At 72.4% G+C, this 15,175-nt stretch carries 13 protein-coding genes; 11 read left to right on the top strand and 2 right to left on the bottom strand.

Features of this window, described 5'->3' with window-relative positions:
• Positions 1-126 precede the first annotated feature (126 nt).
• Together H295_RS0118080 and H295_RS0118075 are read right to left on the bottom strand one after the other, a co-directional pair.
• Positions 127-768 carry a TetR/AcrR family transcriptional regulator gene (locus H295_RS0118080; protein ID WP_028809475.1) on the bottom strand — a complete coding sequence of 214 codons (642 nt, stop codon included), beginning with the start codon at positions 766-768 and terminating at the stop codon, positions 127-129.
• 196 nt (positions 769-964) lie between these two features.
• Positions 965-1,183 (bottom strand): hypothetical protein, encoded by a 219-nt coding sequence (locus H295_RS0118075; protein WP_020136739.1) that lies wholly within the window; start codon positions 1,181-1,183, stop codon positions 965-967.
• A gap of 220 nt (positions 1,184-1,403) precedes the next feature.
• On the opposite strand from H295_RS0118075, the gene H295_RS0118070 reads away from it, so the two are divergent.
• The 11 genes from H295_RS0118070 (at position 1,404) to H295_RS0118025 (ending at position 15,157) form a co-directional block, all read left to right on the top strand.
• Entirely contained in the window at positions 1,404-2,531 is a 1,128-nt protein-coding gene (locus H295_RS0118070) for an alpha/beta fold hydrolase (RefSeq protein ID WP_020136738.1), read from the top strand.
• Positions 2,532-2,539: 8 nt separating this feature from the next.
• Entirely contained in the window at positions 2,540-4,093 is a 1,554-nt protein-coding gene (locus H295_RS0118065; RefSeq protein WP_028809474.1) for a DUF3152 domain-containing protein, read from the top strand.
• A gap of 57 nt (positions 4,094-4,150) precedes the next feature.
• Positions 4,151-4,246: an Ms4533A family Cys-rich leader peptide gene (locus tag H295_RS48580; protein ID WP_324606064.1), complete on the top strand. Its 96-nt coding sequence runs from the start codon at positions 4,151-4,153 to the stop codon at positions 4,244-4,246.
• A gap of 167 nt (positions 4,247-4,413) precedes the next feature.
• On the top strand, positions 4,414-6,132 hold the full coding sequence (locus H295_RS0118060; RefSeq protein ID WP_028809473.1) for an ABC transporter substrate-binding protein: 1,719 nt from the start codon (positions 4,414-4,416) through the stop codon (positions 6,130-6,132).
• Between the two features lie 4 nt (positions 6,133-6,136).
• A complete protein-coding gene (locus tag H295_RS0118055; RefSeq protein ID WP_020136735.1) occupies positions 6,137-7,201 on the top strand; it encodes an ABC transporter permease in 1,065 nt (354 codons plus the stop codon).
• Positions 7,198-8,196, top strand: coding sequence for an ABC transporter permease (locus tag H295_RS0118050; protein ID WP_020136734.1), 999 nt, complete (start codon positions 7,198-7,200; stop codon positions 8,194-8,196). Before H295_RS0118055 ends, H295_RS0118050 begins: the two co-directional genes overlap by 4 nt.
• Positions 8,193-9,821, top strand: coding sequence for a dipeptide ABC transporter ATP-binding protein (locus tag H295_RS0118045; RefSeq protein ID WP_028809472.1), 1,629 nt, complete (start codon positions 8,193-8,195; stop codon positions 9,819-9,821). The genes H295_RS0118050 and H295_RS0118045 overlap by 4 nt, the downstream gene beginning before the upstream one ends.
• Positions 9,822-10,011: 190 nt before the next feature.
• Positions 10,012-11,706, top strand: coding sequence for a DUF3492 domain-containing protein (locus H295_RS0118040; RefSeq protein ID WP_078616692.1), 1,695 nt, complete (start codon positions 10,012-10,014; stop codon positions 11,704-11,706).
• Positions 11,703-13,067 carry a hypothetical protein gene (locus H295_RS43330; RefSeq protein WP_020136731.1) on the top strand — a complete coding sequence of 455 codons (1,365 nt, stop codon included), beginning with the start codon at positions 11,703-11,705 and terminating at the stop codon, positions 13,065-13,067. Before H295_RS0118040 ends, H295_RS43330 begins: the two co-directional genes overlap by 4 nt.
• Positions 13,068-13,460: 393 nt before the next feature.
• Entirely contained in the window at positions 13,461-14,420 is a 960-nt protein-coding gene (locus H295_RS0118030; RefSeq protein ID WP_020136730.1) for an NAD-dependent epimerase/dehydratase family protein, read from the top strand.
• The gene (locus H295_RS0118025; protein ID WP_020136729.1) at positions 14,408-15,157 is read left to right on the top strand and encodes a spherulation-specific family 4 protein; all 750 of its coding nucleotides are present in this window, start codon (positions 14,408-14,410) and stop codon (positions 15,155-15,157) included. Before H295_RS0118030 ends, H295_RS0118025 begins: the two co-directional genes overlap by 13 nt.
• Positions 15,158-15,175 lie beyond the last annotated feature (18 nt).

Raw genomic sequence — 15,175 nt, 5'->3', positions numbered from 1 at the left:
TAGCCCGGTGAGGGGACGTACACGCTCCGCGTGACAACGCCAACAGCGAACACCGGACGGGAACAAACGACCCGCACGCGCGCGTGCGGGTCGGATGGTGTTCCCGGCGGTGCACCGCCGGCGGCCTCAGTGGTGGTCGGTGCCGTGCAGCGGGAAGCCGGCGATGCCCCGCCACGCCAGCGAGGTCAGCAGCTGCACCGCCTGGTCGCGCGGCACGCTGCGGTCGCTGTGCAGCCAGGAGCGCGCCACGACCTGGGCCAGGCCACCGAGGCCGGAGGCCAGCAGCATCGCCTCCGCGGGCGAGAGGCCGGTGTCCTCGGCGATCACGTCGCGGATGGCCTCCGCGCACTCGTTGGTGACCTTGTCGACGCGCTCACGGACCGCGGGCTCGTTCGTCAGGTCCGACTCGAAGACGAGACGGAAGGCGCCGCCGTCGTCCTCGACGTACGCGAAGTACGCGTCCATGGTCGCGCGGACGCGCTGCTTGTTGTCGGTCGTGGACGCCAGCGCGCTGCGCACGGCCTGGATCAGCGACTCGCAGTGCTGGTCCAGCAGCGCCAGGTAGAGGTCGAGCTTGCCCGGGAAGTGCTGGTAGAGCACCGGCTTGCTGACGCCGGCCCGCTCGGCGATGTCGTCCATCGCGGCCGCGTGGTAGCCCTGCGCCACGAAGACCTCCTGCGCGGCACCCAGCAGCTGGTTCCGTCGGGCACGGCGCGGCAGTCGCGTCCCTCGCGGGCGCGCCGCCTCTGTCTGCTCGATGGCTGTCACGCCGCCTCCCAATGTCGTCCACATGCGGTGTGCGCCGCGCCGCCATCGTACTTTTCGGTAACCGTGCTGTGCGCGGTGCCGACGCAGAATTTCACGGACCGGACAGTGACGAAAGCCACGCAAAGGTTTCAAACAGGGATCCGACGGGCAGAGCCCGCTCCGTTTCTGTCCTGTTCCTGCTCGGAATGGCTCGGCGTCACCGATAGTCCTCCTCGTCGAGCGAGACCACCCTGGCCTGCTCGATGAGGTCGGCCTCGCTGGCCCGGCCGGGGTCCACGCCGGTCAGCGGGTCGTCGCGGTCCGGCGCGATGTCGGTGTGCTGCTCGGCCGCGTCCACCTCTGGAGCCTCGACGTCGAGCTCGACGGCTTCGGACTCTTCCTCGAAGGCCTCGGGGTCGGTGGGGTCGTAGGCCATGGCGGGCTCCCTTCCTAGAACGTCCCTGATGCGCACAGGGGGCCACATGCGGGTGCCCTGCCTACGAGCCTAGGAGACACCCGATCCGGACGCCATGCGGTGCGCGTGCGGTGGATGTGGGAGGAATGTGCCCCGTGGGCCCCGGTGGCGGCGCCCCGTACATGTGCTCTGTGACGGCGAACACATGAACCAGTGCGTGATCGTCTCGTAACATTGCCGCATGTCTTCGACCGAGGTGCCCTTCGTGCCGCCCGCCAACGTGCTTCCGAAGGTGTCGCCCGTCAGGGTCGGTGAGGGCGAGCGGCTCCGCTCGGTGGGCCTTCAGGGCATCACCCTGACGGTGCGTTCACGACCGCCCGCGCGCGAGGGCCTGCCGCCCGCCCTGTACGTCCACGGCCTCGGCGGTTCCTCGCAGAACTGGTCGGCGCTGATGGAGCAGTTGGAGGGCGATCTCGACGGCGAGGCCCTCGACCTGCCCGGCTTCGGCGACTCCCCGCCGCCGGACGACGGCAACTACTCGGTCACCGCGCACGCGCGCGCGGTGATCCGCTTTCTCGACGCCTCCGGCCGCGGGCCCGTCCACCTCTTCGGGAACTCCCTCGGCGGCGCGGTGTCCACGCGCGTCGCCGCGGTGCGGCCGGACCTGGTCCGCACCCTCACCCTCGTCTCCCCGGCCCTCCCGGAGATCCGCGTCCAGCGCACGGCCGTGCCCACGGGCCTGCTGGCGCTGCCGGGTGTGGCCGGTCTGTTCACCCGGTACAGCAGGAACTGGACGGCCGAGCAGCGCGTCCGCGGGGTCACGGCCCTCTGCTACGGCGACCCCGGCCGGGTCACCCCCGAGGGCTTCCAGCACGCCGTGGAGGAGATGGAACGGCGGCTGCAACTGCCGTACTTCTGGGACGCGATGGCCCGTTCCGCGCGCGGGCTGGTCAACGCGTACACGCTGGGCGGCCAGCACGCGCTGTGGCGTCAGGCCGAGCGCGTCCTCGCCCCGACCCTGCTCGTCTACGGCGGCAAGGACCAGCTCGTCGGTTTCCGCATGGCCCAGAAGGCGGCCCGCACTTTCCGCGACTCCCGGCTGCTGACCCTGCCGGAGGCGGGGCACGTGGCGATGATGGAGTACCCGGAGACGGTGGCGGGCGCGTTCCGCGACTTCGTCTCGGCGAAGGACTCCGCCCTGGACAGGGACTCCGCCCAGGACAAGGACTTCGCTCCGGACAAGGACTACGCCCCGGACAAGGCGGTGGCTTCTGCCGGCGGGGTCGGTGGTGCGACCGGTCCAGGGGGCCGGGGTGAGGCCGGGACGGCCTCCGGTGGCGGCGCCGATGCCACGGCCGTGGGGAGCTGAGGCGGGGCGTGGGACGCCACAGTCGACGCGGGCCCGCCCCCAAGAAGGGGTCCGACAACAGCAGTTCGAGTGACGGCAGCAGCGGGCCGGGGCAGCCGGGTCCCGGTGCGGGCGCGGAGGTGCCGGGCGGCCGGGCGCGGAACCTGACCCAGGCTTCCTCGCCCCAGATGTCGTCGCTGCCGCGGCGGGGTGGGCCGCAGGGGCGCGGTCCCGGGGGCGGGGCGCCCGCGCCGGGCGGCGCCGGACACCGGGTTCCCGCGCAAGGTGGCCCGAGGCTGCCCGAGGGCACGCCGGCGCACGGCTTCCCGCGGCTTCCTGAGGGCACCCCCGCGCGGGGGCTGCCCCGGCTGCCGGACGGCACGCCCGCGCACGGTTTCCCCCGCATCTCCGACGGCACCCCGGCCCAAGGAACCCCCAGGGCGCGCGGCGGGCATCCCGAGCAGCGTGAATCCGGGGGCGGCTGGGGGGAGTTGGACGGCCGCGGTCCGGGCGGACAGGCCGCCGCCGGGCCCGCAGGCGCTCCTCCGCGCCGGCGGCAGCAGTCGGCGGGGACTCGGCAGGGGCCCCGGCAGGACTACCTCGACGCGTTCACCGAAGGTCATGCGCCTCGCCGAGGCGCCGGGCTGTCCGTCGCCGCGCACCCCTCCGACCCTTACGGCTCCTACGGCTCTGTCACCGACTGGCCGGACGACACCCGCGACGGAGCCGGGACCCGCCCCGGCTCCGACGAGGCACCGCCCCTCGACGCCCCGCCGTCGGCCAAGGGCGGCAAGGGCCGGACGTTCACCGGCATCGCCGCAGCGGCCGTCGTCACCGTGCTCGCGGTCGTCGTGGCCGGGCAGGTCACCGGTGAACGCGACACCGCTGCCGGCTCCTCGACGGCGACCGACCAGGCGCGCGACGCCCGGGACTCCGTCACGGCCGGGCAGCCGACGCCGTCCGGCTCGCCCAGTGTTGCGACGCTGACGTACGAGCAGGCGATGGGCACCAAGTACCCGCTGAGCGCGAAGCTCGACGGCTCGGGGAAGTTCGACGCGGTCCCGGGGTTCGACAAGGCGCCCGGCAAGGGGCAGAAGTACACCTACCGCGTGGACGTGGAGCAGGGACTCGGGCTCGACGGCGCGCTCTTCGCCGAGGCCGTCCAGAAGACCCTCAACGACGACCGCAGCTGGGCCCACGGCGGTGCCCGGACCTTCGAGCGCGTCCACACCGGCAAGCCCGACTTCGTCATCACGCTCGCGAGCCCCGGCACCACGGCAGACTGGTGCGCCAAGTCCGGCCTCGACACCACCGAGGACAACGTCTCCTGCGACTCGGCCGCCACCGAACGAGTGATGATCAATGCGTATCGATGGGCGCAGGGATCAACCACGTACGGTGATCGGATCCATGCGTACCGGCAGATGTTGATCAACCATGAGGTCGGCCACCGTCTCGGCTACTCCCATGTGACGTGCGACAAGAACGGCGAGCTCGCGCCCGTGATGCAGCAGCAGACCAAGTTCCTCGACCACGACGGAATCCACTGCCGGCCCAATCCCTGGCCCTACCCGGGGAGTTGACGAACGGCGCAGAGGCCGGATTGACATGGGTTGATCCGGTCATACATATTGCTGCCCATGTGGTCTAGTCATGCCGTCGAGAACAGCGCCGCCATTGAGCTGGCGCTCATCGGCGTGACTCCGCTCTGCGTGGCCGACATTCTCTGTCGCTGACGCCCGCCCCCTCTGGCGCGCGCGTCGCGATTTCCGATCACCTTCCGTGACCTCGGTCACGGCTTTTCGACGACCTGACGCCGGGGCAGACGTCCGTCCACCTTTGTCTCACCCTTCGTCAATTCGTCTCGCCATTCGAGACTCGTCATTTCGAGAGGTCGTCTCCGATGCGTCAACCGTCCCTCACGAAGCGCCGCGTGGCCGCGGTGTCCGTAAGCCTTGTTCTGGCCGCGGGCGCAGCCGCCTGCGGTCCTGAGGACAACGATGCCAAGAGCTCCGGTGGCGACTCCACGCCCCACAAGGGCGGCACCCTCACGGTCCTGAACTCCGACCCGCAGTCGGACTTCGACCCGGCCCGGCTCTACACCTCCGGCGGCGGCAACGTGCCCTCGCTCGTCTTCCGCACCCTCACCACCCGCAACCGCGAGAGCGGCGCCGAGGGCACCAAGGTCGTCCCCGACCTCGCCACCGACACCGGGCGCCCCAACAAGGACGCGACCGTGTGGACGTACACCCTGAAGAAGGGCCTCAAGTACGAGGACGGCACCGCGATCACCTCGGCCGACATCAAGTACGGCATCGAGCGGTCCTTCGCGCCCGAGCTGTCCGGCGGTGCCCCCTACCTGCGGGACTGGCTCGTCGGTGCGGCCGACTACCAGGGGCCGTACAAGGACAAGAAGGGCCTCCCGGCGATCGAGACGCCGGACGCGCGGACCATCGTCTTCCACCTGAACAAGCCCGAGGGCGAGTTCCCGTACCTGGCCACGCAGACGCAGTTCACGCCCGTCCCGAAGGCCAAGGACACCGGCACCAAGTACGAGGAGCACCCGGTCTCGTCCGGCCCCTACAAGGTCGTCAAGAACGAGAACGACGGCGAGACGCTCCTCCTGGAGCGCAACTCGTACTGGTCCGCCGCCACGGACCCCGAGCGCAAGGCCTACCCGGACAGGATCGCCGTGAAGTCCGGCCTCGACTCCTCGGTGATCAACCAGCGGCTCTCCGCGTCCCAGGGCGCCGATGCCGCCGCCGTCACCACCGACACCAATCTCGGCCCGGCCGAACTCGCCAAGGTGACCGGCGACAAGGAACTCGCGGCCCGCGTCGGCACCGGCCACTTCGGCTACACGAACTACATAGCGTTCAACCCGACGGTCAAGCCGTTCAACGACGTCAAGGTGCGCCAGGCGATCTCCTACGCCGTCGACCGCTCCTCCGTGGTCAACGCGGCCGGTGGCTCCGCGCTCGCCGAGGCCGCCACCACCTTCCTGCCGAACCAGAAGTCCTTCGGCTACGAGCCGTACGACCTCTTCCCTGCGGGTGCCACCGGCAACGCGGCCAAGGCCAAGGAGCTGCTGAAGGAGGCCGGCTACCCGAACGGCCTGACCGTCACGCTGACCCACGACAACGCCCAGAACTTCAAGACCAGCCCCGAGATCGCCACCGCGATCCAGGACGCGCTCAAGAAGGCCGGCATCACGGTCAAGCTCCAGGGCCTGGAGGACAACAACTACTCGGACACGATCCACGACGTGAAGAAGGAGCCCGGCTTCTTCCTCTCCGCCTGGGGTGCCGACTGGCCCTCCGGCGGCCCCTTCCTCGCCCCGATCTTCGACGGCCGGCAGATCGTCAAGGACGGCGCGAACTTCAACTCGGGCCTGCTCGACGACAAGTCGGTCAATGCCGAGATTGACGCGATCAACAAGTTGACCGACCTTGACGCGGCCGCCAAGAGGTGGGGCGCTCTGGACCAGAAGATCGGTGAGCAGGCGCTGACCGTGCCGCTGTTCCACCCGGTCTACAAGCGACTGGTCGGCAAGGACATCAGGAACGTCGTGATCAGCGACTGGACCGGCGTCCTGGACATCTCGCAGGTCGCGGTCAAGTAACCCGATGAGCGAGGCACTTGTCACCACCGAGATCCCCGAGGCAGTCGCCCCGGGGGTCTCGGGGGCCCGTCAGTTCTGGCGGCGGCTGCGGGCGCAGCGGGCCGCCATGGTCGCGGCGGGCGTCGTCGCGCTGCTCGTCCTGGTCGCGCTCGCCGCGCCCCTGCTCACCGCGCTGGAGGGCCAGGACCCGACCACCTACCACCCCTCCCTGGTCGACTCCGCGCGCGGCGGCGTCCCCATCGGCTCCTTCGGGGGCGCCGGCGGGGAGCACTGGCTCGGCGTCGAACCGCAGACCGGACGCGACCTGTTCGCCCGCCTGGTGTACGGCGCCCGGGTCTCCCTGGGGGTCGCGCTGGGCGCCACCGCCGTCCAGGTCCTGCTCGGCGTCGTCGTGGGCGTCGCCGCCGCGCTCGGCAACCGATGGGTTGATCAACTGTTGAGCCGGGTCACCGACATCATCGTGGCGATGCCGTTGATGATCATGGCGTTGGCCCTGCTGGCGATCGTGCCCGAGAACTTCCCGAGGCCGGTCCTGGTCGCCCTCGTCATCGGCTTCGTCGCCTGGGGCACCATCGGCAAGATCGCCCGCGCCCAGACCCTCACCCTCAAGGAACTCGACTACGTGGCCGCCGCCCGGCTCAGCGGCTGGGGCACCTGGCGGATCGCCCGCCGCGAACTGCTGCCCGGCCTCGCCGCCCCCGTCATCACCTACGCGGCGCTCATGGTCCCGGCGAACATCAGCATCGAGGCGTCCCTGTCCTTTCTCGGCGTGGGCGTGAAGCCGCCCACCGCGTCCTGGGGACAGATGCTCTCCTCCGCCAACGTCTGGTACCAGGCCGCCCCGCAGTACCTCCTGCTGCCCGCGACCGCGCTCTTCGTGACCGTGCTCGCCCTCACCGTCCTCGGCGACGGCGTCCGCACCGCCCTCGACCCGCGCGCGGCCTCCCGCTTGCGCATCGGGACGGGCCGCAGGCAGGAGTCCAAGGCGGGCGAGTCCAAAGCGGGCGAGTCCAAGATGGGCGAGGCGAAGGCGGGCGAGTCCAAGGCGGGCATGGAGGCCACCTCATGAGCGGCTTCGCGGGATTCGCCGTACGCCGGACCGTGAGCGCCGTCCTCACGCTGCTGGCCCTCTCGGTCATCATCTACGTCGTCTTCTACGCCACCCCCGGCAACGTCGCCCAGATCACCTGCGGCCCGCGCTGCTCGCCGGAACAGGTCCACCAGGTCGCCCAGCAACTCAGGCTCGACGACCCGCTGTACCTGCGCTACTGGCACTTCCTCCAGGGCATCGTCGTGGGCCACGACTACTCGACCGGCACCTCCGTCGAGCACTGCCCGGCGCCCTGCCTCGGGCTGTCGTACCAGAGCGACCAGCAGGTCACGCAGATCATCCTGAACAAGCTGCCCGTCAGCCTGTCCCTGGTGATCGGCGGCATGGTGCTCTGGCTGCTGCTCGGCGTCGGCACCGGCGTGCTGTCCGCCTGGCGGCGCGGCCGCTTCAGCGAGCGCGCCCTGACCGGCCTCACCCTCGCCGGCGTCGCCACGCCCGTGTTCGTGATCGGCCTGGTCCTGATGATCGTGGTCTGCGGACAGCTGGAACTGCTGCCCTTCCCGGAGTACGTCCCCTTCTGCGACGACCCCGAGCAGTGGATGTGGGGCCTGCTGCTGCCCTGGGTCACGCTCGCCCTGGGCGAGGCGGCCTACTTCGCGCGGCTCACCCGGGCGTCGATGCTGGAGACGCTCGCCGAGGACCACATTCGCACCTTCCGCGCCTACGGCGTCGGCGAGCGCTCCATCGTCGGCCGGCACGCCCTGCGCGGCGCCCTCGCGCCGATCATCGCCCTGAACGCCAACGACTTCGGCAGCGCGGTCGGCGGTGCCGTCCTCATTGAGTCGCTGTTCGGACTGCCCGGCATCGGCCAGGAACTGGTGCACGCCGTCACCGTCGTCGACCTCCCGGTCGTCGTCGGCATGGTCCTGGTCATCGGCTTCTTCGTGGTGCTCGCCAACGCTGTCGCGGACGTCCTGTACGCGGTGGCCGACCGACGGGTGGTGCTCGCATGAGTCTCGTCCATGTGACGGACCTGACGGTCGAGTTCGGCGGCCTGCGTGCCGTCGACGGCCTCTCCTTCACCCTGGATCCGGGTGCCGCGCTCGCCCTGGTCGGCGAGTCCGGCTCCGGCAAGTCCACCGTCGCCTCGGCCCTGCTCGGGCTGCACCGCGGCACGGGCGCGCGCGTGCGCGGTTCGGTCGGCGTCGCCGGAGTGGACGTACAGCAGGCGTCGGACGACGAACTGCGCCGGCTGCGGGGCGCGAAGGCCGCCATGGTCTTCCAGGACCCGCTGTCGTCCCTCGACCCGTACTACGCGATCGGCGACCAGATCGCCGAGGTGTACCGCGTGCACACGCGTGTGTCGCGTCGAACCGCACGCGCGCGTGCCGTGGAGGTGCTCGACCGGGTCGGCATCCCGGACGCCGCACGCCGGTCCCGGTCCCGTCCGCACGAGTTCAGCGGTGGCATGCGCCAGCGCGCCCTCATCGCGATGGCGCTGGCCTGCGAGCCCGAGCTGCTGATCGCCGACGAGCCGACCACCGCGCTCGACGTGACCGTCCAGGCCCAGATCCTCGACCTGCTGCACACGCTGCGCCAGGAGACCGGCATGGGCCTGCTGCTGGTCACGCACGACGTGGGTGTCGCCGCCGAGAGCGTCGACGACGTGCTCGTCATGCGGCACGGGCGGACGGTCGAGCACGGGCCGGTCGGCACGGTCCTCGGGGCGCCCGCGGAGGCCTACACGCGCGAACTGCTCGCGGCGGTCCCGCGCGTGGACGCGGTCAGGGCATCTTCCCGGGCGTCCGACGAGGTGGTCCTCGAAGCGGTGGGCCTCAGGCGCGAGTTCGGCCGTGGCAAGAAGGCCTTCGCGGCCGTGGACGACGTCTCGCTGACCGTCCGCCGGGGCGAGACCCTCGGCGTCGTCGGCGAGAGCGGCAGCGGCAAGACCACACTCGGCCGGATGCTCGTCGGACTGCTGGAGCCGACTGCGGGGGAGGTCCGTCACGACGGCCACCCGCGTGTGGGCGTCGACCCGGCCGTGCAGATGGTCTTCCAGGACCCCGTCTCCTCCCTCAACCCCCGCCGCAGCGTGGGCGAGTCCATAGCGGACCCGCTACGCGCGCGTGGCATGGGGGTCCCCCCGCTCGAGCGAAGCCGAGAGTGGGGGAGGGATGAGCAGCGGATCAGGGGGCGCGTGCGGGAACTCCTGGAGCGCGTGGGGCTCGAAGGGGCGCACTACGACCGCTACCCGCACGAGTTCAGCGGCGGCCAGCGCCAGCGCGTGGGCATCGCGCGGGCGCTCGCGGCCGACCCGCGGGTCATCGTCTGCGACGAACCCGTCTCCGCCCTCGATGTCACCACCCAGGCCCAGGTGGTGGCCCTGCTCGGCGAACTGCAACGCGAACTCGGACTGGCCCTGGTCTTCGTCGCGCACGATCTCGCCGTCGTCCGCCAGGTCAGCGACCGGGTCGCCGTGATGCGGCGCGGCCGGATCGTCGAAGAGGGCCCGGCCGACGAGGTCTACGACAGTCCGCGCGACGCGTACACGAAGCAGCTCCTGACCGCCGTACCGGCACTCGATCCAGAGATCGCGGCCCGGCGCCGGGCCGAACGCGGGGCAGTGGCCGTGAGCTGACGTTCCGTGTCCGGATGATCTCTTAGCGCGACCGAACGCGACCCGCACAGGAAAGTTACGAGCGTTCACCCCTTTTGGTGGCGCGATGGACAACCGTCCGTCGCGCCACCGCCTTGTCCGCATACGTTCGTCCCGCTGCGAGCCGCCGGGCCAACGGCGGCTCCTCATACGGGAGATCGGGGGTGCACTCGTGCGCATCGGACTGCTTACGGAGGGTGGCTATCCGTATGTGAGCGGTGACGCCAGGCTCTGGTGCGACCGGCTCGTGCGCGGGCTCGAGCAGCACGAGTTCGACATCTACGCGCTCAGCCGCAGCGAGCAGCAGGACGACGAGGGCTGGGTTCCCCTGCCGCCGCAGGTCGACAGGGTGATCACCGCCCCGCTGTGGACCGCCGAGGACGACGGCGTGGTGTACGGGCGGCGCGCGCGGCGCCGGTTCGCCGAGTCCTACGGGGAGCTGGCGGCGGCGCTGTGCGAGGGGGGCTCGGGGGAGGCCCTCGGCGTTGAGGCGGACCGTTTCGCCAGCGCTCTGTACGGGCTCGCCGAACTCGCCCGCGACGAGGGCGGACTGGTGGGAGCGCTCCGCTCCGAGACCGCCGTACGAGCCCTGGAGCGCGCCTGTCGTGCGCCCGGCGCCCGGCAGACGGCTCGCGAGGCGCGCGTACCGGATCTCCTCGCCGTGGCCGCACACCTGGAGCGCGCCCTGCGCCCCCTGTCCCTCGACTGGTACGAGGACGACGGCCTCGGCGCGGTCGACCTCTGCCACGCGGCCTCCGGCGGCCCGGCCGCCCTGCCCGGACTCCTCGCCCAGCACTTCTGCGGAGTGCCCCTGCTCGTGACCGAGTACGGCGTACGGCTGCGGACGCACTACCTCGCCGACAGCGATTCCCCGCCCGCCGTTCGCGCCCTGCTCGCCGCCTTCCACGGCCGGCTCGCCACCGAGACCTACCGGCGGGCCGCGGTCGTCACGCCCGGCAACACCCACGCCCGCCGCTGGCAGGAACGCTGCGGCGCCGACCGCGAGAAGATCCGCACGGTCTACCCCGGCATGGACGCCGGACACTTCGCCGAGGTCGGCGAGTCGGCGCAGTGCGTGGACCCGGACACGCTGGTGTGGGTCGGCCGGGTCGAACCTGCCAAGGACCTGATCTCGCTGCTCCACGCCTTCGCGGAGATCCGCAAGGAGGAACCCAAGACCCGCCTGCGGATCATCGGCGCGCCCTCCGGCCCCGAGGGCGCGGCCTATCTGGGGCACTGCAAGGCGCTGGCCGCGCAGCTCTTCCCCGACGAGGCGGAGGGGCTGCACGCCGTCGGCGACAACCCGGTCTCCTTCGAGGAGATCGGCGGTCCGGAACTGCCGAGTGCGGCCGACGCGTACGGCTCGGGGGCGGTGACCGTCCTGTCCAGCGTCGTCGAGGGCTTCCCGATCAGCCTGGTCGAGGCCATGTTCTGCGCCCGGGCGACCGTGTCCACCGACGTGGGTGCGGTCGTGGAGGTCATCGGGGGCACCGGGCTCGTCGTCCCGCCGCGCAACCCCAAGGCGCTCGCGGAGGCGTGCCTGACCCTGCTGCGCGACCCCGAGCGCCGTGAGCGCCTGGGAGCCGCCGCCCGCGCCCGCGCACTCGAACTGTTCACCGTGGAACAGAACATCGCGGCATTTCACGGCATTTACCTGGAGATCGTCTCGCGCACCCCGGTCCGCCGGGTCGTCCTGGACGGCACCGGTGAACCCCTGCCCTTCGCCACCCCCGCCGAGGCACACGTCCCCGGCCGCTGGACCGAGCGCAGCACCCGGGTCGCGGCCCGCGGCGGCCCCGGCTGGGCCGCGGGGCTCCCGGTCCGCGCGACACCCCCGTTCGCCGCCACGGAAGGAGCGCCCGGATGAGCGACACCGACACCTCCGGCGCACTGGGCGAGCACGAGACCGTGGACGCCGGTGGGAAGCTCGGCGAGCACGAGGTGAGTGGCGCCGGTGGAGAGCTCGGCAACCCGGACGCGCCCGCCGACGCGTCTCCGAAGTCGGCCGAACGCCCGCAGCGGGCCGCCGCCTCCTCGGGACAGGCAGCCACGGAGGCGGACGCTCCCACCCCGCCGGCACCCACCCCCCGCGCCCCCGAGATCGCCACCGGCCGCGCCTCCACCTCCACCACCAGCTCCGCCCGGCGTACCGCGGCAGACCCGGTGAAGGCCCTGATGCACCGTCACCGCGAGCTGTGCGAACGGGCCGTCGACCCCTTGGAGATCGCGGCCGGTCTGGAGGCCCACGGCGTCACCGACCGCACCGCCGTCCGCTTCCGCCACCGGGACGTCTTCTCACTCGCCGAGGAGATGTACGCCCGCATCCCGAGAGACGGCGAGACACCGCCGCCCCCCGCGGTCGACAGGACACCGCGGCCCCGCGCGGCCTGGGCCCTGCTCACCCTCCTTCCCGGCGTGCTGTGCGCGGCCACGGTCGTCGGCATCCGCCTCACCGACGGCCGGTCCCGCCTGGTCACCGCACTGATCGGCGCCCTGGTCATCTCCTTCGCGGTCCGCGCGGCCCTGTCCCGCGGCCCACTCGGCGCCCCTGACCGCGCCGGCACCACCACCCCCTCCACCTGGACCTACTGGCTGCTCGCCTACGCCGCCCTCGGAGACGGCCTGCTCGGCGCTGCCGTGACCGGGGGCCCCGACGCGCTGCCCACCGGCGCCGCCGACGCACCCTGGCCCGTCGCCACCGCCCCCCTCCTCGCCCTGACCCTGTCCTGCGCCCCCGCGGCCTGGTCCGCCCACCTCCTCAGGGCCCGGGCCCGTCGCAAACTGACCGCCAGCCGGGGCCTGGAGGACTTCGCGGCCTCCGTACGACCCCTGCTGCTCGGCACGTTCGCCCTGTACCTGTGCGCCCTGACGGCCCTCCTCGCCCCCTCCGCCGCGGCCCTGGACGAACCCGCCCCCTACGCGCAGACCCTCACCCTCGGCGCCCTCCTCTTCCTGGCCCGCCTCCTCACCACCCACGGGTTCACCCACGCCCCCGTGGTGGTCCTCATCGCCGCCACGACGGCCCAGGCGACGGCCCTGGCCACCAGCTTCGCCTCCCGTCTGCCGGGCTGCGGCTTCCTGGCCACGCCGGTGAACGCCCTCGTGGACCTCTGGGGCGCGGCCGGCATTCAGACCCTCTCCTGCGGAATCGGCGCTCTGGCCCTGCTGATCCACGCGACCCGCAAGCTCACCCGGGCATCGGCACACGCCCAGGAGGAGCCGTGCTGACCCGACTCCGCCGCCCCGCGCATCCGCCGTAGCGCCGACCACCCGCGTGAGCGACCGCCGCGTGAGCGAGCGCCCCCTTCAGGGCCGTTGGCGCCAGTGGCCACCCGCTCGAGCGGGGGCCCGCACCCGGCTGCGGCCGGCCTCAGCCGGTGCACTCTCGCCGCGGTCGCGGTCGCGGTCGCGGTCGCGGCCCCGGCCACCCACCGGTCCGGGCCACACCACCCGCCCCTGAACCCGCCCCAGGCGCACCCCGTCCGCCGCAGGCATCCCGGCCCCCAGCCGGAGGCAGCACGCCCCCGGCCCGACCGCCGGAAGCACCACGCAAGCCCCTCCCGAAGGAGAACCCGCAATGACCACCTCCCGACCCGCCCGCAAGGCCCCGGGAGCAGCCCGATGAGAGTCCTGCTGATCGGAGCCAACGGCTACCTCGGCCGCTTCGTCGCCGACCGTCTGCTCGCCGACCCCGCCGTCCAGCTCACCGCCCTCGGCCGGGGCGACGACGCCGACGTCCGCTTCGACCTCGCGTCCGGCAGCCCCGGCGCCCTCACCCGCTTCCTCGACGCGGTCCACCCGGGTGTCGTCGTCAACTGCGCCGGCGCCACCCGCGGCGGTGCCCGCGAACTCACCCGCCACAACACGGTCGCCGTCGCCACCGTCTGCGAGGCCCTGCGCCGCAGCGGTTGCGGGGCCCGGCTGGTGCAGATCGGCTGCGGCGCGGAGTACGGGCCCAGCCAGCCCGGCTCCTCGACGGCCGAGGACGCCATCCCGCGCCCCGGCGGGCCGTACGGCGTCAGCAAGCTCGCCGCCACCGAACTGGTCCTGGGCTCCGGCCTGGACGCGGTCGTCCTGCGCGTCTTCTCCCCGGCGGGGCCCGGCACCCCGGCCGGCTCCCCGCTCGGCCGGCTCGCCGAGGCCATGCGCCGGGCCATGCAGTCCGGCGACGGCGAGCTGAAGCTCGGCGGCCTCGGCGCCCAGCGCGACTTCGTCGACGTCCGCGACGTGGCCCGCGCCGTCCACGCCGCCTCGCTCTCCGCCGCGCAGGGCGTCATCAACATCGGCTCGGGCCGCGCGGTCCGCCTCCGGGACGCTGCCGCGGTGCTCGCCCGGGTCGCCGGATACGGCGGCGCCCTCCACGAACTCGACGGCCCTCCCGGCCCGTTGCGGGCATCCATCGGCCATCCCCGCTCCGAGCCCGACCACGCGGCCCCGGTCGCGTACCCGTACCCGGACGGCTGCGGCAGCTGGCAGCAGGCCGACGTGCGCACCGCACGCGACCGGCTCGGCTGGCGCCCCCGGATCAACCTCGAAGAGTCCCTCGCCGATATCTGGATGGAGGCGGCATGCCGCATCTGACCAGCACGAAGAGCAGTACGCCCAGCACCGAACTCCATACCGGCCTCGGTGTCCCCGGGTTCGCCCACCCCCTGGTCGCTCCCGCCGAATGGGCCGAACTCACCCGCCCGGGCACCCCGCTGCACTGGACCGTCCTCAACATCGCCGACGGTCCCGGCGCCCGCCCCGACCCGCACTGCCTCGAAGCGGCCGGCCGACTGCGCAACGCGGGCGTCCGCGTCCTCGGCCACCTCGACACCACGTACGGGGCCCGGACCTTCGGCGAGCTGATCTCCGAAGGGCAGCGCTACCTCGACTGGTACCAGGTCGACGGCTTCCTCCTGGACCGCTGTCCGACCGGACGCGCCGCGCTTCCCGAGATCCGCCGCGCCGTCACCACGCTCCGGGCGCTCCGTGACGACGCTCACATCGTCTTCGGGCACGGCACCCATCCCTACCCCGGATACGCCGAGAACGCCGACCAGTTGATCACCTTCTCCGGCCCCTGGAGCGACTACCGCTGGTCGCAGGTGGCCGAGTGGACCGCCGACTACCCGCCCGAGACCTTCTGCCACCTGGTCCACGGACTGCCGGGGCCGCATCTCGAGGAGGCGCTGCGGATCGCCCGCTGGCAGGGCGCGTCCACCATCTGGTTCACCGACCGCACGGACCGCGGCGGCCGCGTCGACCCCTGGGAGACCATGCCCGGCTACTGGGACGAAATCGTCTCGCGGATCGGAACGGGTGTCTCGGAATGAAGAAGCCCATGGCAGTGT

Source organism: Streptomyces sp. 351MFTsu5.1 (assembly GCF_000383655.1).
Lineage (GTDB): Bacteria > Actinomycetota > Actinomycetes > Streptomycetales > Streptomycetaceae > Streptomyces > Streptomyces griseorubiginosus.
The sequence above is the reverse complement of the archived record's forward strand: the minus strand, read 5'-3'. Positions and strand labels throughout refer to the sequence as shown.